Raw genomic sequence first — 18,909 nt, 5'->3', positions numbered from 1 at the left:
GCCACGGCTTGCGTTGGCAGATTAGAGGTGACAGCCGAACAGCGTTGCTCTAAGTTTGGTTGATTGACAAGTAATATGGATAGACTGCGATGGAGTTAGTCCAGACATCTCCACGGCGATTATATCGACAACTGTTAAACAGGCTGTTGGCCGTGCTATGCCTCTGGCTGGCAAGCGTTGCAAACGTGCAGGCTGATGCGCCCAATACGTTGGCGCCATTAACCTTCATTACTGAAGAGTACCCACCCTACAACTATCTCGATAATCAGCAATTAACCGGGGTATCAATTGATTTATTGGAGGCTATTTTTGCAGCCACCGACACCCCTCTAAGCCGTCATGACGTCCGTTACTACCCCTGGGTTCGCGGCTATGAGTTAGCGCTAAGCCAGCCTAACACAGTGCTGTTTTCCACTACCCGCACGCCAGCAAGGGAAGCCAGTTTCCACTGGGTGGGGCCGATTGCCCAAGACCAGGTCGTGCTGCTTGCCCACCGGGACGCACCGATTGCGATCGATGCGTTGTCACAGGCGATTGATCGCGACCTGACCGTGGTGGTCATTAGGGAAGATATTGGCGCCCAGGCGCTATTGGAGGCAGGCTACCCTGAACGCCTACTGGTACCGGCCATTGATAACCGCAGCGCGCTCAGTATGCTCACCCGCGGGCGAGTTGACCTGTGGGCTTACAGTGCAGATGTGGCTGCCTGGATAGCAGAATCGGAAGGTTATTCTAGCGATAGTTTAATTCCGATACACACACTCAGCGAATCTTCGCTATACTTTGCCATTAACCAAGCCACTGACCGACGCTTGGTAACGCTGATGCAGCAGGCATTAGACAGGGTGCTAGCGGAACGGCCCCAGAGGTAGCTGACGATGGCTAATCAGGTAACCCACCGATGGCAGTACCGTATGGCCATTGCGCTACTCACCGCTATCGGCAGTTGCTCACTGTCCCTGCATGCGATGCCACTAGCGGCTATGCCAAATCAAGCCCTGCCGCTAACGATCAATACGGAAGAGTACCCCCCGTTCAACTATACGGACGGCCAGGGGCAAATTATTGGCAGCGCAACGCTGTTGCTACGTCATGCGCTAAGCCGGGCAGACATTGAGGCGCATTTTCGGTTACTGCCTTGGGCACGCGCTTACACCGAAGCACGCTTACGCGACTATCACTGCGTCTACTCCACGACGCGCACTCCAGAACGTGAAGCGCTGTTTCACTGGGTAGGGCCGCTGGTGGTTAATGAGTGGGCTGCATTTAGTTTAGTCGAGCGCGGTCTCAGCATTGCTTCACTTTCAGGACTACAAGGTTGGCGAGTGGGTAGTTTTCGCGAGGATGCCGTAGGCGATTATGTCGCCTCTCGTGGCATTAATGTTCTACGTGCTCCCTCGGAGCGAGAAAATATCCTGCGTTTAGAGGCGGGCCTGCTAGATGTGATTGTGACAGGCAAAGCAACCGGTGAATTTATGGCACAAGAACAACACATCGCGCTAACGCACTTATTTACCTTTTACCGCGCACCGCTTTATCTCGCCTGCCATCCGAGTGTGCCAGAAGCACTACTGGCGCGGCTGCAAACGCAGTTGAATGCCCTGCACCGCGAAATGCAGGAGGAGAGCCAGTGACCCCGCCTCGCCCACGGTTTTTGCTCTCGGCCCCAGCCCCTAAAAAAGGCAGTCTGACCAGTAAGCAAGCGCTACTCACCCTGCTGGTCGCTATGCTGATTAGCGGCGTAGCGGGCAGTATTGAACTACTCAGCCACGCCTCCAACATACGCCAGGAAACCGAGCAGCGCATTACCCATCAACTGGCCATAGTCAACGGAGCCGCAGCAGAAGCCGCTTTCCAGCTTAACCCTGACCTCGCCCACCAAATCGCCTATGGGCTATTTAATGCTGACGAGGTCGCATGGGTATCGATTCGTGACGATTTTGGGCGTGCGCTGGCTGAATTTGAGAGGCCCAGACAGGCTGCTTCGACTTGGCTCAGCCAGTATTTATTCGGCGATATAGTGCACTACCAAACGTCTCTCGCCTATTACATGGGCAGCGATATGCCGGAAGCAGTCGTCGGCGAAATTGAATTAATGCTGTCAGAAGGCTACTTAACCCAGCAGTTCCTGGCGCGTATTTACAGGGTGGTCGGGGTAAGTATTTTAGAAGCGTTTATTTTAAGCATCGTCGTGATCGCTTTTTTTCATCTATTTATTACACGCCCACTGCTCAAGGTACACGCTGCGATTGCCCAAACCGATACCAATCGCCCCGGTCAGTGGCCCAAGCCCATGCTGCGCGGTCATCAGGATGATGAATTAGGGCATCTGGTGGATAGCTTGGATCATTTGTTAAATGCGTTCCAGCAAGGCTTGGAGCAGCGCGATCAACTCCACCACCTCTCCAATATGGATGGCTTAACAGGCGTAGCAAACCGCCGCCAATTTGACGAGTTTTATCAACGTCACTGGCACCTGGCACAGCAAAACCAACAGCCACTATCGGTGATTTTTATCGATATCGATAACTTCAAAGAGTTTAACGACCACTATGGACATGCCATGGGTGACGATACCCTGCGCGCCGTTGCTAAAGCGCTCAATCAGTGTATTGAGCCCGCCAGAGATCTGCTCGCCCGCTACGGTGGTGAAGAGTTTGTTTGTGTGCTGCCAGGTCAGGATCATGATGACGCCGTGAGCGTCGCCAACTGTTTGCGCAAGGCGGTGCTGTCGCTCGCCATTCCCCACGCTTTTTCCAGCACCCACACAGACCTCACCGTTAGTATGGGCGTTGCCAGCATGTCACCCGGCTATTCTATCAGCGCTGAAACGCTGATTGAACGCGCCGACCAGCACCTGTACAACGCCAAACGACTTGGTCGTAACCGCGTAGAGACACGCAAACGCTTGGCATGAAAGCCGGACGTTAAGCACTTCTATTGCGAAAAGTATTGCGAAAAGCAGGTACATTAGAGCAACCAGTGAGCGGCCACAGCAGCGAGACCGATGATCATCGCCGTTAGCACAGCCACTGTCACCACCCGATCAAGCCAGCGATCAAACCCCACCCCTTTAGCCTGTCTTCGTGTCGCCCCATGGCGCCCTTGCCGCGCCATTAGCATCTTCGCTTCATTCGTCGCTGCTCCCGAATTACCTTGCCCGGCAATAGAAGGCTTGGTTACTTTTTATGAGTACTGATGAGTGATGCTAACTATTAATGCGCCGATTGACCACACTCGGAGCACGGCGCAAGCGCTCTTCCTCACCCAGCAGCTCGGCTTCAAAGGCATCCGCCCCCACCGGCGTTTCGCCATGGCGACGATAAAGCTGGGTAAGCATCGCCTTGCGGTCTGCCCGTAGCTCCTGAACCAATACAAATACCATCATATAGAGGATAAAGGTGAACGGTAGCGCCGAAAGCACTGCGGCTGACTGCAGCCCTGTTAAACCACCCGAGGCAATCAGCGTCAGGCAGATAGCCGCGATCAGCACCCCCCAAATGACGCGCTTGTAGAGCGGCGGGTTGATCGAACCATTATCGGTCATTTGCGCCACGATATACGAGGCCGAGTCAGCAGAAGTGACCAGGAAAATAAAGATCAGCAGCATCGCCACGACCGACAGCAGGCCGGTGAAGGGCATCAACTCAAACATCTCAAACAGCGCGACGGTTATATTATCCTGGGTTGCGGCCGCAAGCCCCACATCGGTGCCATTCAACTCCATATGCAGCGCCGCGCCACCGAATACGCCAATCCACAAACAGGCCAGCAGCGGTGGCACGAACAGCACCCCAAACACATACTCTTTAATAGTACGGCCACGGGACACCCGGGCAATAAAGGTACCCACAAAGGGCGACCAGGCAATCACCCAGGCCCAGTAGAAAATCGTCCAGCTGCTCGCCCACTCGTTATCGCTGTAAGGGGAAATGCGCAGGCTCATGCCAATAAAGTTCTGCAGATAGTCGCCAATACCCACCGTGATCGTCTCTAATATCGCCACGGTCGGGCCAGTGAACAGCACGTACAGCATCAACCCGATACATAAAATCATATTGAGGTTAGAGAGGCGTTTAATGCCTTTATCCAGACCCGACCAAGTGGATGCCATGTAAGCGCAGAACATCACAAAGAGAATCAAAAACTGCCAGAAACCGTTCTCTGGCAGGCCAAACACAGCATTTAAACCGCCGTTCATCTGCAGAACGCCCAGCCCAAGCGAGGTAGCCACACCCATAACAGTGGCAACCACGGCAAAGACATCCAACCAGGAAGCATAGGGACGAATTTTAGGGTTCTTGGCCGTGATTGACGACAGCACGGATGAGACCAGCCCCGCCTGCCCCTTACGAAACTGGAAGTAGGCGATGATCAAACCGACGATCGAGAAAGCCGCCCACTGGTGTATCCCCCAGTTAAAATAGCTGTATTGAATCGCGTAACGAGCCGCTGCTTCCGTTTCAGCGGTTCTGTCACCATAAGGTGGTTCGATGAAGTGGGTCATGGGTTCCGCCATGCCGTAGAACACCAGCCCGACACCAAAGCCTGCCGCCAGCAGCATGCTAATCCACGAAAAAAACGAATAGTTGGGCCGACTGTCCTGGGGGCCCAAGCGCACCTTGCCGTACCGGCTTAGCGCCAGACCAAACAGAAAAATCACAAAACCGAATACTGAAAATAGATAAAACCACCCGAATAGCCCAGTAATAGTCGTCAATGCTCCCTCTGCCGCATTGGCAAATCCTTCAGGAAATGACGCTCCAACAACTACCAAGCCAAAAATAATCACCACCGATGCGATGAATACCGACTTGCCTCCATGATTAGCCATATAACCGTCCTGTTAGATGAGCTCTATTTAGGTAAGCACAGCGTATTAAGCGCATGCTTGTACAACTAAACTTCTCCTGTACAGCTTAATGGTAACAGTTGAAAAACCTCGTCGCACTGTACCTGGAAGCTAACTAAGTATCTTCGCGCTAATGCATTAAAAATGGCGACTGAAATAACCCACTATATTGTGGTGCCAGGGCAGGTTGAAGCGAGGGTCTTTTAACAGGGCCGGAAAGTATTCCCGACAATTCCGGCATTTCCGCCATCCATGGCGGTCAGATATCAAAATTAGCGCCCATGGAAGGGTTCACAGCGCCCTCGCGGAAACCTGTGCTGGCAATGCATGGATCTACAGCACTACTCCCAGGCAGTGAACTTGCTGGAGCAACTGTGTTCCAATGGGTGCGAATAACCGATGGAGGCTCTTATGCCACAGATGAATCGCGACCAACGCAATGCTGCATGGCAAGCGGCTAACCAATGGCGTGCCCGTGCTGCGCAAACCCAACCTACTGGCTTGGCGGGTAGCCTAAAGCTGCTATTCACATGGCTGGCGTTTGGCGCGTTAATGATAGTCGGTGTAGTACTCGGCCTGTTTTTCCTATTGATTGGCTGGGCAATGATGCCGTTTGTACGGCATAAAATGAAGAAACGTATGGAGCAGATGCGTGCCCAGCAGGCGCAAGATATCGGTGGCGGCTACTCCAACGGGTCTACCTCGGCACCTAATCGTCCAGGTCATCAGGACGTGTTGGAAGGCAGTTACGAAGTTAAAGATGAGCGCTAATCGCGCAGTGAGTGACTTTTTTGCGCCGTCGATGGAAAGTTAAAGAGGCGCATACACCCAGGTAAATGCCGCCGCCAAGGTGAGCGGCATCACGACCAGACTCCCCAGGTTACCAATCAGCACTAACGAAGCCACTTTCTGTGGCGCAAGCTTATACTGCTCGGCAACCAAGTAGTTCAACACCGCAGGCGGCAGTGCTGCAAATACCAGCAGCACCGCCGCTTGCAGCGCGTTCAGTGGCAGTAGCCACATCAACGGCAAGGCAATCACTAGCCCGGACAACGGGCAGAGTAGCGCTCCCAGAATTCCTGTCCGCCAGTCGCTAAAGTCGATCTCCAGAAGCCGCACCCCCAATGCAAACAGCATTAACGGAATACATACTCCACCCAGCATATGCATCGCCTCAAGCAGCCAGCCAGGCAGCGGCAGCCCACTAATATTCACCGCTAAACCCGCCAGGCTCGCTAGGACAATCGGCATGCGCAGCATTCGCCATAGCGAGGTGCGCGGATTGAGCATGTAAAGCCCCACCGAAAAGTGCAGCAGCATTTCAACGATAAACACTACCACCGCCGCGGGAAGGGCCTCAGTACCAAATGCCAATACCAGCAGCGGCACGCCCATATTGCCCGCATTGTTGAACATCATCGGGGGCAGAAAGATTTTGCTATCCAGCTTTAGCCACTTAGTCAACGGCCACAGTACAACCCCCGACCCCAGCACCACCGCTATCGCTGCCGTAGCCAGCCAAGCGTATTCAGCCAATGGCGCTTGACGGTCGGCCAGCACGGCAAACACCAATAGCGGAACGAACAGCTCCATATTGAGCGTATTGAGGCTGCGAATATCCGGCGTACGGTAGCGCCCATAGGCAGCGCCACAGCCGGCAATTAAAAATACCGGCAATAGCGTGGCCAAAATGTGTCCAATCATATGGGCCGTCCTGCCCTATTTCTTGTGATCACTGTTGCTTCCTGGTTCGTTTGGGAAAGCCGTCTAGCTAGCTGTTATCAGCGGTGGAGGGTTCAAGAAAGCGCTGCCAGAGCGCGGTGACGATATCGCGATGAGCACGGAACTCATCACCATCGCTGAGCGCTTTCTGACCAGTGAGCGCTGCCCGATGCGTAGCGCTACGATAAGCCAGATAAGCCTCGCGAAGACGCTCCGCCTCTTCAGCGGGTAAGTGCCCACTCTCCGTCAGACTCTCTAGAATGCGGATATTATCGCTGTAAGTAAGTAACGCAGGCGTTTGGTGAGCAAGTGCTAACACCGCGTATTGGCAAAGAAACTCGATATCTACCATCCCACCGGCATCATGTTTGACATTAAAGGTGTTGCTGGCGGCTTTGCTGCCAAGGTGCTCGCGCATTTTGTGGCGCATCTTGACCACCTCTTCACGTAGTGCAGCTTTATCTCGCGCCTGACCTAGAATATCGCCCCGCAACTGACTGAATTTCTCGGCCAACGTCTCGCTACCCGCCACCACTCTGGCGCGCACCAATGCCTGATGCTCCCAGGTCCAGGCATTCTGACGCTGATACTCGGCAAAGGCTTTAAGTGAGGTCACCAATAGCCCGGAATTTCCCGAGGGCCGCAGGCGCATATCCACTTCATAAAGCGTGCCGGTGGGCGTTACCGCGGTCAGCAGGTGAATAATGCGCTGCCCCAGGCGGGTAAAAAACACCGCTGTATCAATGGGCCGTGGGCCATCGGTCGCGCCTTGACCATCGCTATCGTGAAGAAACACCAAGTCTAAATCCGAGCTATAACCCAGCTCAATGCCCCCCAGCTTGCCGTAACCGACAATTAGAAACGCTGCCTCCCCGGTGTTCAGCCCCTCAGGCACGCCGTGTTTGCGGGTGATATGTTTCCAGGCCATGGCCAACACTGCATCGAGAATCACTTCGGCGATAAAGGTTAAGTAATCGCTTACTTTCATCAGATGTCGCGTGCCAGCGATATCAGACGCTGCCACGTGTAGCGTTTGGGCGTGTTTAAAAACGCGCAGCGCCTCCAGTTGGGCCTCTTCATCGTCCTCGGGCAGGCGATTCAGCGTTTGGCGCAATTCATCGGCCAGGCGCGCTTTATCGGCGGGGGTATACAGCGTTTCCGGGGTCAGTAGCTCGTCGAGCAGAATGGGATAACGTGATAGCTGTTCGGCGATCCAAGGGCTGGCGGCGCATAGCCGCATTAAATGCTCAAGCGCCTGGGGGTTTTCGCGCAGCAGCGCGAGGTAAGCGGTACGACGCAACACGGCTTCAATCAGCGGCTGTACCCGTTCAAGGGCGGTGTCAGGTGCTTCATTGTCCGCTACCGCATCCAGCAGTAGTGGCATTAATGCATCCAAGCGCTCGAAGCCAATCCGCTGCATGCTTTGCACTTGCCGAGAATGATAAAGGCTATGCAGCCGCTTCAAGGCTTTTTCTGGCTCGTTAAAACCCGCATCAAAAAGGTGGGCACTTGCCTCCTCCCCCTCTAACTCGCCGCGCCAAATAAGCCGCCACTGGGCCAAGCCGAGCTGGCTATCATCGTTGGCGTCATCGACATCCTCTTCGGGGTCGGCAATCACAGCGTCAAAGTGTTGACGCACCCGCTCGCGCACTTCGTCGAGTTGAGCAACCAGCCCCGGCCAGTCTTCATGCCCCATGGCGAAGGCAACCCGCTCACGATCACCATCATCGCTGGGCAGGGTTTGTGTCTGGCGATCTTCCAGTGCTTGAAGCGCGTGTTCGACATCGCGCATAAAGGCGTAATCGGGCAGCAGTTCATCGACCACTTCCTGGGGCAACAGGCCCAACTCGGGCAAACGATTGAGTGCCGTTTTCAGCGATGTCACCTGCAGTTCCGTATCGCGGCCGCCCCGAATCAGTTGGAACGCCTGCACCACGAACTCAACCTCACGAATGCCACCCGGGCCGAGCTTAATATTGCTCTGCATGCCCTTACGCTTCACTTCGCGGTTAATCATCGCTTTTAGCTCACGGAGCGACTCAATAGCGCCAAAATCGAGATACTTGCGGTACACAAAGGGGCGCAGCCCAGCCAGCAGCTCACCGCCCGCGTCTAGATCTCCGGCAACCGGCCGTGCTTTGAGCATGGCGTAACGCTCCCACTCGCGGCCTTGATCCTGGTAGTAGCTGGAGAGCATGGAAAAGCTGCCCACCAACGAACCGCCGTCTCCCAACGGGCGCAAGCGCATATCAACGCGGAAGGCGAAACCGTCGGCGGTCATGGCGTCTAGCGCAGCAATCAGCTTTTGGCCCAGCTTGGTAAAGTACTCCTGATGCTCTAATGACTTACGACCACCTTGGGTTTCGCCTTTCTCGGCAAAGGCAAAGATCAAATCGATATCGGAGGAGAGATTCAGCTCCCCCGCGCCCAGCTTGCCCATGCCCAGGATCACCAGACGCTGGGAGGTGCCGTCATTGCGGGGGGCAGGTAAGCCCCAACGCGGTGCGTAAAACTGCTCTAGCCAGGTTAACGCAGCTTCCAAGCATATTTCAGCGAGCTCCGAGACCGCCGTGGCGGTATCCCACATGCTATAGCCGGAGGCACGATTAAGGTCTCGCCAAATAATTCCCAGCATACGCTTGCGGCGAAAACGGCGTATCGCCCGCTGCATTGCTTCTTCGTCTTCGGCACCCTCCAATGACTCATTTAGCCAACTGGCCAGCTCGTCCCGCCCTGGGTTGGCGTCCAACTCTCCGGCAATATCCAACTCGGCTAACCACTGGGGGTAGCGGATCAGGGTATCCAGTGCAAAGGTCGATATGGCCAAGACTCTGGCAAGCGCCTCGCGGCGCGGCTCAGAAAGCTCCTGCCAATTACTGGAAGGTAGCTCCTGCTTGGTCATCTCGGCGATATTATCGGCTTGAGCAAGCGCCTCGGTTAGCCGCTTCCAGGCAGACTGGGTGGCGGTATGTAACGACGCTGGCAGCGTCGACAACGGTAAAAAATCGTCGTTCCTAAGTCCAAATGCTTGCATAACGACCTCGCTGACAGCGTGCTAAAAATGAGTGGTTTTAAATCAGCTTAGCCAAAGAATTTTTCCCAGCCCAATAGCCCCCAGGTAAGGCCGGCCATGATCAGCGACAGCATCACTGCTGCCGAGCCAATATCCTTGGCGCGCCCGGAAAGCTCATGGTGCTCGGTGCCGATCCGGTCAACCACGTTTTCAATCGCACTATTAAGTAGCTCCACTATCAGTACAAAAAACAGACTGCTCACCAGCAGCAGCCAACTGATAGGGCCTTCGCCAATCCACCAAGCAAGCGGCAGCAACACCGCAGTAATGCCCACCTCCTGGCGGAAAGCCGCTTCGTTTCTAAACGCCGCTTTCAAGCCTTTCCACGAATAGCGCGTGGAGTGAACCAAATGTGTTAAACCGGTATGCCCAGGTTTCATGCAGGTCGCCTCACCTTGTGAGCGTGGAGTTTGTTCAATTCGCTAATATCATTGCTTCTAGATCCAGTGACAACGGATCCAGCACCTCAGACCAGCTTAAATAGGGCGTACTGCTGTTCCCATTGACCATGACGCTAAATACCCCCCAGCGTCCTTGGGCGGTGCGAAAATAGCCTGCCGCAGCACGCACGGCAAAGGGTTGGTTAAGCGTGCCCGTTTTGATCATGACATTGTTTTGAAACGTGGAGGAGCCTCGCCGAATAAAGCGCATCACCCCATTAGCCGGCGACTGAAAGGCCGCCACAAAACTGGGAAACAGGCTGCTTTGACGAAACATGTCCTCCAGCATCACGTTAACGCCCTGGGCCGATGTGCGGTTTTCAGTGGTCAGTCCGCTGCCACTATACAGGGTTAACGGCCCGTGCCCGGGCAGGCTCTGGACGTAACGTTCAATGGCTTGCCCTGCCTGACGTAGCTGCGCCTGGGGCGTATCGACGAGATCCAGCGCCAGTACATCGGCCATGTAGTTATTGGAGTAGTTCATGATGCGCAGCAAGAGCTCTTGCAGTGGCTGGCTATCCACTGCTGCCAGCCGCCGGGCACTGCTGGGCGGCTGTGAAGAGCTGACGCGCCACGGCTCGCGCACCGAAATGCCCGCCTGGTTCAACATCCCCATCAACACTTGTGCGGTGGTTTCGGCGGCATCGCCCGCGCCACGATAGACATCGCGCGCAGTCGCGTTGGTGGAAATCTGGCCTGTTAGCCGCATCACGTCACCGCGCTCATCGGTAATACGATCAGCACTAATCTCCGTACCGCTATTAGCGGGGCGGGTGACCACCTGATTATCAATGGTGATCAGCGACGCCTGGCTATCGCATAGCCCCACCTTGGCAGGCTCCCCCGCGCTAGAGGCGGGTGCCACATTAACGCACCAGCTACCAAAATTAACCCCTGCCGAGGAGAGCGGCGCACTATACGCATTGGCTACCCGCGTGAGGGCATCACAGCGATCCGTGGTGATGCACTCCACTGGCCCAAAGCGCCACTGGCTGACCACCAGCGCCCCCTCGATCTCCCGCACTCCGGCTAATTGCAAGCGCTGCACCAAACGCCACAGATTTTCAGTGGTCAGGCCTGGATCCCCACCACCTTCAAACACCAAATCGCCACGCAGCACGCCATTATCGATACTCGCGGAACTGACCAACTGGCTGGTAAAGCGGTGCTGGGGGCCAAAGCGGTTGAGCGCCGCCGCGGATAGGTAGGCTTTAGTGACCGAGGCTGGCGATAGCAGGCGCTCCGGAGAGATGCTGCCTAACAGCGCATTGGGCCCCGCATCGGCATCCAAAAGGCGTGCCTCGGCACTAATCGAAAAGCCTTTATTCTGCAGTTGGCCCAGGCGGTTGAAATCAGCGAACGCGCTGGCACTGACGCACAGCGCCAGCGTCGCAACACCAGCCACCAGCGACCAGCGCTGGCGACGCTTACTAGCAAAAAAACACCCCATTACAGCCCCTCAATGCACATTCATTTTAGAAAACACTTGCAGCATAACCACGCCGGCAACGATTAGGCTAATGCCTACCACCGCCGGCAAGTCGGGCTTTTCACCGAAGGCCACTATGCCGACCAGGGTAACCAATACAATGCCCAGGCCCGCCCAAATCGCATAGGCGACCCCCACCGGCAGCGTGCGCAACACTAGGCTAAGCAAATAGAAAGCTAATCCGTAGCCCACGACCACCACCAAGCTGGGCAGTGGGCGCGTAAACCCCATGGAAGCTTTTAAAGCGCTCGTGGCGATTACTTCGGCCACAATCGCCAGCACCAAATAGACAAACGTCATGTTCGCTCCAAATCAACACATAACCGCCATAGTGCCTGCCCACTTCGAGCATACTTAGCCTCGAACGGCGTTAAATAGTCATCTTTAGGCGCAATTTCAGTTACCGCGGCCTGTTGACCGGTTACCTGTGCTACCGCCAAGGCAAACTCTTCTACGTAGAGTGACCAGTTTGAGCGCAGCTCAAGGCGCCCGCCAAGGGCCAACAGTGTGGGTAAAACCGCATGGCCATGCCAGCGCATTTTTAAGTGCCCCGCCTTGGGGTAAGGATTGGGATAAAGCAGAAAGTGATACTCTGGCGCCCAACCAGCCTGGTAGGCCAAACGCCAAAAGTCGACCAGGTCGGCTCTTACCAGCAACGCATTGTCAGGCAACGTGCCGTGGTCACGCCCCAAACGATCCTCGCTGCGATCCACGCCGATTACCGCATGGGCGGGGAACTGCGCCGCCAGTTGGCGTGTCGATACCCCTACTCCACAGCCTGAGTCGAGTATCAAAGGTGCCTGACGATCCGCGAGCCACTCCGCCGCCAGGGCAAAGCTATGTTGGGTATGTTCGGCGATTGGTTTACGCAAAGGGTGCGTTAGCGCTCGGCTCACCCGGCGTGACAAATCCTGATGCGGGCCTGGCTGATTGGAAATGACGGGTCGAGAATTATGTTGCATGCCATTACTCGGCTGAAAAGCGTGATTCTATCAGTCTCAAACGCTTGCAGCATGACGCCGTTGCACAGCCGGTGCTATGATCACACCTGACATACTGTTTAGTGTACTTATTAAGCGCATGGTACTGGGCGAATTTTGCCCTTTAGACATGCCAATAATTGTTATTACCACCACTGCACCACGAGGAACCCGGCTTGTCACACTTACCGGTGATTGTCGGCATGGGCGGCATCAATCCCGCTGGCAGAACCTCTGGCCATCAGGCCTTCCGCCGCACTGTGCTTGATGCCCTTCCTGCTGACCAGCAACGCCAGACACTGGAAGGCTTGGCGGCGCTTATGCGCCTAGTAGAGCACTCTGAAAAGGGGTGGCAGAACAGCCAAGGCCACCCCGTCGATGACCCGGCGCAGTCACTGCGTGATCAGGTGTTGAAGCATACCCTGATCCGGCGCAATGAAGACCCGCGCTTTCTCGCCCCAGGCATGCCAGCCAACCGGCAAGCCAGTATGCAACTCGCCGAGCCGCTGCGCTTTAGGTTACGCCGCCGCCAGTTGCCCGAACACTTGCCGGAGGATTGGCAAGTGCGCGAGATAGATGCCCGCGAGGTAGAAGTAAGTGTGCCCGCAGGGGTGCTGGAGGTACTGCTACCCGACGCCCAGCTACCCAAGGTTCGCGCGGCGGCTCAGCTACCCAGCGGTTTTGACCCCGCGAGCCTTTACCGCAGCGTTCACCACCCCCGTGGCCTCTCCCTGGCGATATTTGGCGCCAGCGACTGCCTGGGTGCCAGCGGCCTCTCCTGGGAGACGCTGCGTCAGCAGCTGAACCCGGATCATATTGCCGTGTACGCCGGTAACTCCATTGGTCAGTTAGACGATCAGGGCTGGGGCGGCTTATTGAAAAGCCTGGTAAGTGGACAACGCGCCACCTCCAAGCAGATGCCCCTGGGCTATGGTCAGATGCCCGCCGACTTTTTAAATGCCTACGTATTGGGCAGTGTGGGCGGTACTGGCGCGGCACTGGGTGCCTGCGCCAGCTTTTTGTATAACCTGCGCCTGGGCATTGATGACATTCGCGCCGGACGCCGGCGTGTGGTGATGGTCGGCACCGCAGACGCCCCCATCACACCGGAAATCATCGAAGGCTTCCGGGCCATGGGCGCGCTGGCTGACGACGCTGGATTAAAAGCGCTGGATGCCCTGGAACTGCTCACCGACAGCGACTATCAGCGCGCCTGCCGCCCGTTTGCACGCAACTGTGGCTTTACCATGGCAGAAGCCAGCCAATTTGTGCTGTTGATGGACGATGCCCTGGCGATGGAAGTCGGCGCGGACATTCTCGGCGCCGTGCCTGACGTATTCGTCAATGCTGACGGTTACAAGCGCTCGATTTCGGCGCCGGGGATTGGCAACTACATCACCCTGGGCAAAGCCGCTGCACTGGTGCGCGATATGCTGGGTGAGAAATCGCTCAAAGAGCGCAGCTTTTTGCACGCCCATGGCACCAGTACCCCCAAAAACCGCATTACCGAATCCCACGTATTCGACGAAATCGCCCGCGCCAACGGCATCAGCGGCTGGCCGGTAGTGGCGATTAAAGCCTTTATTGGCCACTCCCAAGGCTCCGCAGCGGGCGATCAGTTGGCGAGCGCCCTGGGCAGCTTTGCCCACGACCTACTGCCGGGTATCCCCACACTGGATGCGGTGGCCGACGATGTCTATGCCGAGCGGCTGCACTTCTCGCAAGCGGCACAAACATTTCGTGCGGACGCGACTTTTCTGAACGCCAAGGGCTTCGGCGGTAACAATGCCACCGGCGTGGTGCTGTCACCTGCGGTGACCGAGCGCCTGCTGACTCAGCGTCACGGCGCGGCGGCGGTGAGTGCCTGGAAAATGCGGCGCGAAACCACCCGTGAAGCAGCAGAGCTCTACCTTGCCCAGGCAGACCGTGGCCACTACGCGCCCCGCTATCAGTTTGGTGAAGCGGTACTGGAAGGCCCGGAGCTGGATATTCATGCCGACCGGATTCATATTCCCGGTTACGACCACGCCGTCTCATTAACCAGCGATAATCCATTCGGTCGGCTGGATGAGGAGAGCGAGCAATGAGTACGCGGAAGCTGAATATCGCCGTCTACCCCGGCACCTTCGACCCCATCACCAATGGCCATTTTGATCTGATCGAGCGCGGCGCGCGGATGTTCGACAAAGTGGTCATCGCGGTCGCGGCCAGCCCCGGCAAAAGCCCCCACCTCGACCTGGAAACACGCATGGCGCTGGCGAAAACGGTCTGTGCATCGCTACCCAATGTTGAGGTAATCGGCTTCTCGACCCTGCTCACCACCATGATGCATGAGCAGGGCGCGACGATCATTCTGCGCGGCCTGCGCGCGGTGTCCGACTTTGAGTACGAGCTGCAGCTGGCCAATATGAACCGGGCGCAAAACCCAGAGCTGGAGAGCGTGTTTTTAACCCCCGCGGTGGAAAACTCGTATATCTCATCAACCATCGTGCGTGAAATTGCCAAGCTGGGCGGCGATATTTCTCCACTGGTGCATCCTCAGGTCGCCGAAGCGCTGCGTAACCACTACACTAGCTAACCAACGCCATTGTTGAGTAAAACACTCAGGTATTTGATAGCCTGGGTGCGAACGCCATCTGCGAGGTATGCCCATGGCCCTGATGATTACCGACGAGTGCATTAACTGCGACGTCTGCGAGCCCGAATGCCCCAATGATGCTATCTCCCCCGGTGAGGAGATCTACGTCATCGACCCTAATCTATGTACCGAATGTGTTGGCCACTATGATGAGCCCCAGTGCCAGCAGGTCTGCCCGGTGGACTGCATTCCGCTGGATCCAGAGCGCCACGAAAGCCATGAGCAGTTGATGAAGAAGTACCGCATCATCACGGCCGCCTAAACCTCATGCGGATTTGGGCCCTCGCCTGGCCAATCATTCTCTCCAATATCACCGTCCCGTTACTTGGTTTGGTGGACACGGCTGTGGTCGGGCACCTGCCTGACTCCCGCTACCTCGCAGGCGTTACCCTGGGCGCTACGCTGTTTAGTTTTCTTTATTGGGGTTTTGGCTTCTTGCGCATGGGCACCACAGGGCTGGTCGCCCAAGCCATGGGGCGCGAGAGTGACTCGGATGTACGCAATCTACTGGGGCAGTCGCTGATCATCGCACTGGTGATTGGCAGTCTGCTGATTGTGTTCGCCTCGCCGCTGATTACGCTGGGTTTGTGGCTGTTAGATGGCAGCGAGGTGGCCACCCATTTAGCCCGAGAGTACGCCCATATCCGCCTCTGGTCGGCACCGGCTGTGCTTGCCAACTACGCCATTCTGGGCTGGTTTTTAGGCCAGCAGAACTCCCGCGTCACATTGATGATTCTACTGCTTACCAACAGCGTCAATATCGTGCTGGATTTATGGTTTGTGGTCGGGCTAGGCATGACCAGTAACGGCGTGGCCTGGGCCAGCGTCATCGCGGACTACAGTGCGCTGGCGTTCGGAAGTTTTTTGGTGCTTCGCCAGCTAACCCGACTAGAGGGCCATTTTTTGCGCGAGCGCCTGCTGGCACTCACGGCTTACACTGCCTTGTTTAACGTGAATGCCAACCTGTTTGTGCGCACCCTGGGACTGCTGTTTGCCATGGCATTCTTTACCGCTCAAGGCGCGCGTCAGGGGGATACCGTACTTGCTGCCAACGCCGTACTATTACAATTTATCATGCTCACCAGTTACGCCCTGGACGGCTTTGCTCACGCTGCCGAGTCACTGATTGGGCGCGCCTATGGGCGCCAAGATTGGCGGGATTTTGCCGCCACTGTGCGCGCCGCCGCACGTTTTTCGTTCTGGACTGCCGGTGCTTCGGCCCTGCTGTTCGCGTTCGGTGGCAATGCACTGATTGCGCTGCTCACCGGCCTTGAAGAGGTGCGCACGACCGCGGCACACTATTTACCCTGGATGGTCGTGATGCCGCTGATTGCGGTATGGAGCTACCTGCTTGACGGGGTATTTATCGGTACCACCGCCGTGCGCGAAATGCGCAACAGTATTTTTATTGGGCTAGCCGCCTACCTGCCCGCCTGGTGGTTTAGCCAGGGGCTGGGCAATCATGGGCTCTGGCTGGCGTTTACGCTGTTTACGCTGGTTCGCTCAGCTGTCCTGATTCATTACTATCGCCGTTATCGGCTGACCCGTTGGCGTTAAAACCGTTACGCCTGCCCCTAACTGCGCTAACGTAGGATTAAACGGGTAGCTTCAACGTGAAAATTTCCGTACTCACCCGTATATTAGCTGTGTCGTTGCACTTCATATGTACTTCCAAGACCTTGCTTAGCCACTTCCTAATAATGAATAAAGAGAGCATCCCATGCTTAAAATGATCTCAAAACCGGCGGTCAAGCTGGTGGAGCGCTATCTCCCCGACCCGTATATTTTCGTACTGCTGCTGACGTTAATTGCCTCGGTCGCCGCCATTGCCATTGAGCGCCAAACACCGCTGGCGGTGTTGCGCTTCTGGGGCGATGGATTCTGGGGTTTGTTGACGTTCTCGATGCAGATGCTGCTGGTACTGGTCACCGGTTTTATGCTGGCAAGCTCACCGCCGGTTAAACGCATTCTGCATAAAATCGCCAGTACCGCTAAATCGCCTGGCGGCGCAATTATCCTGGTGACGCTTGTCTCATTGGCAGCCAGCTGGATCAACTGGGGGTTTGGCCTTGTGGTCGGCGCGCTATTTGCCAAAGAGCTGGCCAGGCTGATTCGCGTTGACTACCGCCTATTAGTGGCCAGTGCTTACTCCGGCTTTGTGGTGTGGCACGGCGGCTTGGCAGGTTCGATACCGCTCACCATCGCAACCGAAGGGCATTTCTCCGCCGACCAGATTGGCGTGATTGGCACCGGCTCTACGATTTTCGCCTTCTTCAACCTCGCCATTGTGGTCTGCCTGTTTATCGCTATCCCGTTGGTAAACCGCATGATGCTGCCGGATGAGAAGGATAGCGTCTACGTTGACCCCAGCGTGCTAAATGATGAACCCGAGCCAGTTGGCCGCATTACGCGACCTGCGGAGCGCCTGGAGAATAGCTTTACCCTCGCTCTGCTGGTTGGCGTGCCGGGACTGCTGTTCCTGCTTGATCACTTCCTGCTACGGGGTGGCGGCCTAAACCTTAACGTCGTCAACTTTATGTTTCTGTTCCTGGCCATTGTGCTGCACCGCACGCCGCGTAATCTGCTCAATAGCCTGCACGAAGCGATTAAAGGCGGTGCGGGGATTGTCATCCAATTCCCCTTTTACGCAGGCATCATGGCGATCATGGTGCAGTCGGGGCTCGCAGAGAGCATGTCCGAGTGGCTGGTCTCCTTTGCCACCGCCACGACACTGCCCTTCTGGTCATTCATCAGCGCTGGGATTGTCAACCTGTTCGTGCCCTCCGGTGGCGGCCAGTGGGCGGTTCAGGCACCGGTAATGCTGCCTGCGGCCGAAGCGCTAGGTGCTGACATTTCCCGCGTCGCCATGGCCGTCGCATGGGGCGATGCCTGGACCAACCTGTTACAGCCCTTCTGGGCACTCCCGGTACTCGCCATTGCGGGCCTAAAGGCAAAAGATATTATGGGCTTCTGCCTGATTCAGCTGTTTATCACCGGCATTATCATTTCCGTCGGTCTGGTCTGGTTTTAAAAAAGAGATTAGTTTTAAAAAACCGCCAATGACTGCTCGTCACTCAATTTTCCCAGCATTCGAGTGGCGAGCAGTCACTCATTAGTTACCACGTAATTGCAGGAGCACCGTATGACAGACGCCGAAATCAGCGCGAACGCTGCCCTGCCTGGGCAGCATGAACTCTCCATGACCGTTTTGATGACGCCCGACATGGCGAACTTCAGCGGCAAAGTTCATGGTGGCGCGATTCTTAAAAAACTCGATGAAGTCGCTTTTGCCTGCGCCAGCCGCTACTCAGGCCACTATGTGGTGACCCTGTCGGTGGATCAGGTGCTGTTCAAGCAGCCGATCCACGTCGGCGAGCTGGTGACCTTTTTAGCCAGCGTCAACCATGTTGGGCGCTCGTCAATGGAGGTGGGCATAAAGGTCGTGGCCGAAGATATTCGTAATAAGCTGATCCGCCATACCAACAGTTGCTACCTCACCATGGTAGCGGTGGACGCTGATGGTAAACCCGCCAGTGTACCGCCGCTCAGCTTGGCAACGCCCTTACAGCAGCTACGCTTTGAAAAGGCGGCTTTACGCAAGAAGTTACGCAAACAGGCCGAGAAAGAAGAGCTGTTTACCCAGCATCAGTACCCACCAAAGCCTCAGTCAAACACATAGCCCTCGACATAAGCCCCATCCAACGACAAGGAGTTC

Annotated in this window: 18 protein-coding genes; 10 read left to right on the top strand and 8 right to left on the bottom strand. The window is 56.1% G+C overall.

The features are described 5' to 3' along the window. The first annotated feature begins 152 nt into the window (after positions 1 to 152). The 3 genes from JI62_RS06315 to JI62_RS06305 are packed head-to-tail and all read left to right on the top strand — an operon-like array spanning position 153 to position 2,917. On the top strand, positions 153 to 872 hold the full coding sequence (locus tag JI62_RS06315) for a substrate-binding periplasmic protein (RefSeq protein WP_240513157.1): 720 nt from the start codon (positions 153 to 155) through the stop codon (positions 870 to 872). Between the two features lie 6 nt (positions 873 to 878). Next, positions 879 to 1,634, top strand: a complete 756-nt coding sequence (locus tag JI62_RS06310; RefSeq protein WP_240513156.1) for a substrate-binding periplasmic protein — start codon at positions 879 to 881, stop codon at positions 1,632 to 1,634. After that, positions 1,631 to 2,917: a GGDEF domain-containing protein gene (locus tag JI62_RS06305; RefSeq protein WP_088699348.1), complete on the top strand. Its 1,287-nt coding sequence runs from the start codon at positions 1,631 to 1,633 to the stop codon at positions 2,915 to 2,917. The genes JI62_RS06310 and JI62_RS06305 overlap by 4 nt, the downstream gene beginning before the upstream one ends. A 53-nt stretch (positions 2,918 to 2,970) precedes the next feature. Here the strand turns inward: JI62_RS06305 and JI62_RS22580 are convergent, their stop codons facing one another. Beyond that, positions 2,971 to 3,117, bottom strand: coding sequence for a hypothetical protein (locus JI62_RS22580; protein WP_205737493.1), 147 nt, complete (start codon positions 3,115 to 3,117; stop codon positions 2,971 to 2,973). Positions 3,118 to 3,208: 91 nt separating this feature from the next. Then, positions 3,209 to 4,834: a BCCT family transporter gene (locus JI62_RS06300; protein ID WP_088699347.1), complete on the bottom strand. Its 1,626-nt coding sequence runs from the start codon at positions 4,832 to 4,834 to the stop codon at positions 3,209 to 3,211. 429 nt (positions 4,835 to 5,263) lie between these two features. Between JI62_RS06300 and JI62_RS06295 the strand changes: the two genes are divergently transcribed. Next, positions 5,264 to 5,623, top strand: coding sequence for a hypothetical protein (locus JI62_RS06295; RefSeq protein WP_088699346.1), 360 nt, complete (start codon positions 5,264 to 5,266; stop codon positions 5,621 to 5,623). Between the two features lie 39 nt (positions 5,624 to 5,662). Here the strand turns inward: JI62_RS06295 and JI62_RS06290 are convergent, their stop codons facing one another. The 6 genes from JI62_RS06290 to trmB form a co-directional block, all read right to left on the bottom strand. Continuing rightward, positions 5,663 to 6,556 carry an AEC family transporter gene (locus tag JI62_RS06290; RefSeq protein ID WP_088699345.1) on the bottom strand — a complete coding sequence of 298 codons (894 nt, stop codon included), beginning with the start codon at positions 6,554 to 6,556 and terminating at the stop codon, positions 5,663 to 5,665. Between the two features lie 67 nt (positions 6,557 to 6,623). After that, the gene (glnE, locus tag JI62_RS06285; protein ID WP_088699344.1) at positions 6,624 to 9,608 is read right to left on the bottom strand and encodes a bifunctional [glutamate--ammonia ligase]-adenylyl-L-tyrosine phosphorylase/[glutamate--ammonia-ligase] adenylyltransferase; all 2,985 of its coding nucleotides are present in this window, start codon (positions 9,606 to 9,608) and stop codon (positions 6,624 to 6,626) included. 47 nt (positions 9,609 to 9,655) lie between these two features. Further along, on the bottom strand, positions 9,656 to 10,027 hold the full coding sequence (locus tag JI62_RS06280) for a diacylglycerol kinase (protein WP_088699343.1): 372 nt from the start codon (positions 10,025 to 10,027) through the stop codon (positions 9,656 to 9,658). A 34-nt stretch (positions 10,028 to 10,061) separates the two neighbouring features. Further along, complete coding sequence (gene dacB, locus JI62_RS06275) at positions 10,062 to 11,537, bottom strand: D-alanyl-D-alanine carboxypeptidase/D-alanyl-D-alanine endopeptidase (RefSeq protein ID WP_088699342.1); 1,476 nt, start codon at positions 11,535 to 11,537, stop codon at positions 10,062 to 10,064. Positions 11,538 to 11,546: 9 nt separating this feature from the next. Further along, positions 11,547 to 11,876 carry a DMT family transporter gene (locus JI62_RS06270; protein ID WP_088699341.1) on the bottom strand — a complete coding sequence of 110 codons (330 nt, stop codon included), beginning with the start codon at positions 11,874 to 11,876 and terminating at the stop codon, positions 11,547 to 11,549. Next, positions 11,873 to 12,538, bottom strand: a complete 666-nt coding sequence (gene trmB / locus JI62_RS06265; protein ID WP_088699340.1) for a tRNA (guanine(46)-N(7))-methyltransferase TrmB — start codon at positions 12,536 to 12,538, stop codon at positions 11,873 to 11,875. Before trmB ends, JI62_RS06270 begins: the two co-directional genes overlap by 4 nt. 221 nt (positions 12,539 to 12,759) lie before the next feature. Between trmB and JI62_RS06260 the strand changes: the two genes are divergently transcribed. The 6 genes from JI62_RS06260 to JI62_RS06235 all read left to right on the top strand — a co-directional run bounded on the left by JI62_RS06260 (position 12,760) and on the right by JI62_RS06235 (position 18,873). Then, entirely contained in the window at positions 12,760 to 14,643 is a 1,884-nt protein-coding gene (locus JI62_RS06260) for a beta-ketoacyl synthase (RefSeq protein ID WP_088699380.1), read from the top strand. Continuing rightward, complete coding sequence (coaD, locus tag JI62_RS06255; RefSeq protein WP_035585562.1) at positions 14,640 to 15,134, top strand: pantetheine-phosphate adenylyltransferase; 495 nt, start codon at positions 14,640 to 14,642, stop codon at positions 15,132 to 15,134. Before JI62_RS06260 ends, coaD begins: the two co-directional genes overlap by 4 nt. A 73-nt stretch (positions 15,135 to 15,207) precedes the next feature. Next, positions 15,208 to 15,456: a YfhL family 4Fe-4S dicluster ferredoxin gene (locus JI62_RS06250; RefSeq protein WP_088699339.1), complete on the top strand. Its 249-nt coding sequence runs from the start codon at positions 15,208 to 15,210 to the stop codon at positions 15,454 to 15,456. Between the two features lie 5 nt (positions 15,457 to 15,461). Continuing rightward, positions 15,462 to 16,751 (top strand): MATE family efflux transporter, encoded by a 1,290-nt coding sequence (locus tag JI62_RS06245; RefSeq protein ID WP_088699338.1) that lies wholly within the window; start codon positions 15,462 to 15,464, stop codon positions 16,749 to 16,751. 163 nt (positions 16,752 to 16,914) lie between these two features. Beyond that, positions 16,915 to 18,225, top strand: a complete 1,311-nt coding sequence (locus JI62_RS06240; protein ID WP_088699337.1) for a short-chain fatty acid transporter — start codon at positions 16,915 to 16,917, stop codon at positions 18,223 to 18,225. A 111-nt stretch (positions 18,226 to 18,336) separates the two neighbouring features. Next, the gene (locus JI62_RS06235; protein ID WP_088699336.1) at positions 18,337 to 18,873 is read left to right on the top strand and encodes an acyl-CoA thioesterase; all 537 of its coding nucleotides are present in this window, start codon (positions 18,337 to 18,339) and stop codon (positions 18,871 to 18,873) included. Positions 18,874 to 18,909: the final 36 nt, after the last annotated feature.

The organism is Halomonas campaniensis, from assembly GCF_002211105.1.
Classification (GTDB): domain Bacteria; phylum Pseudomonadota; class Gammaproteobacteria; order Pseudomonadales; family Halomonadaceae; genus Vreelandella; species Vreelandella campaniensis_A.
Note: the sequence above shows the minus strand (reverse complement) of the source record. Positions and strands in the feature narration are given on the sequence as shown.

Coding starts and splice junctions, on each gene's coding strand:
- JI62_RS06310 (WP_240513156.1), top strand. CDS start 879: ATGGCTAATCAGGTAACCCACCGATGGCAGTACCGTATGGCCATTGCG.
- JI62_RS22580 (WP_205737493.1), bottom strand. CDS start 3,117: ATGGCGCGGCAAGGGCGCCATGGGGCGACACGAAGACAGGCTAAAGGG.
- JI62_RS06300 (WP_088699347.1), bottom strand. CDS start 4,834: ATGGCTAATCATGGAGGCAAGTCGGTATTCATCGCATCGGTGGTGATT.
- JI62_RS06295 (WP_088699346.1), top strand. CDS start 5,264: ATGCCACAGATGAATCGCGACCAACGCAATGCTGCATGGCAAGCGGCT.
- JI62_RS06290 (WP_088699345.1), bottom strand. CDS start 6,556: ATGATTGGACACATTTTGGCCACGCTATTGCCGGTATTTTTAATTGCC.
- glnE (WP_088699344.1), bottom strand. CDS start 9,608: ATGCAAGCATTTGGACTTAGGAACGACGATTTTTTACCGTTGTCGACG.
- JI62_RS06280 (WP_088699343.1), bottom strand. CDS start 10,027: ATGAAACCTGGGCATACCGGTTTAACACATTTGGTTCACTCCACGCGC.
- dacB (WP_088699342.1), bottom strand. CDS start 11,537: ATGGGGTGTTTTTTTGCTAGTAAGCGTCGCCAGCGCTGGTCGCTGGTG.
- JI62_RS06270 (WP_088699341.1), bottom strand. CDS start 11,876: ATGACGTTTGTCTATTTGGTGCTGGCGATTGTGGCCGAAGTAATCGCC.
- trmB (WP_088699340.1), bottom strand. CDS start 12,538: ATGCAACATAATTCTCGACCCGTCATTTCCAATCAGCCAGGCCCGCAT.
- JI62_RS06260 (WP_088699380.1), top strand. CDS start 12,760: ATGGGCGGCATCAATCCCGCTGGCAGAACCTCTGGCCATCAGGCCTTC.
- coaD (WP_035585562.1), top strand. CDS start 14,640: ATGAGTACGCGGAAGCTGAATATCGCCGTCTACCCCGGCACCTTCGAC.
- JI62_RS06250 (WP_088699339.1), top strand. CDS start 15,208: ATGGCCCTGATGATTACCGACGAGTGCATTAACTGCGACGTCTGCGAG.
- JI62_RS06245 (WP_088699338.1), top strand. CDS start 15,462: ATGCGGATTTGGGCCCTCGCCTGGCCAATCATTCTCTCCAATATCACC.
- JI62_RS06240 (WP_088699337.1), top strand. CDS start 16,915: ATGCTTAAAATGATCTCAAAACCGGCGGTCAAGCTGGTGGAGCGCTAT.
- JI62_RS06235 (WP_088699336.1), top strand. CDS start 18,337: ATGACAGACGCCGAAATCAGCGCGAACGCTGCCCTGCCTGGGCAGCAT.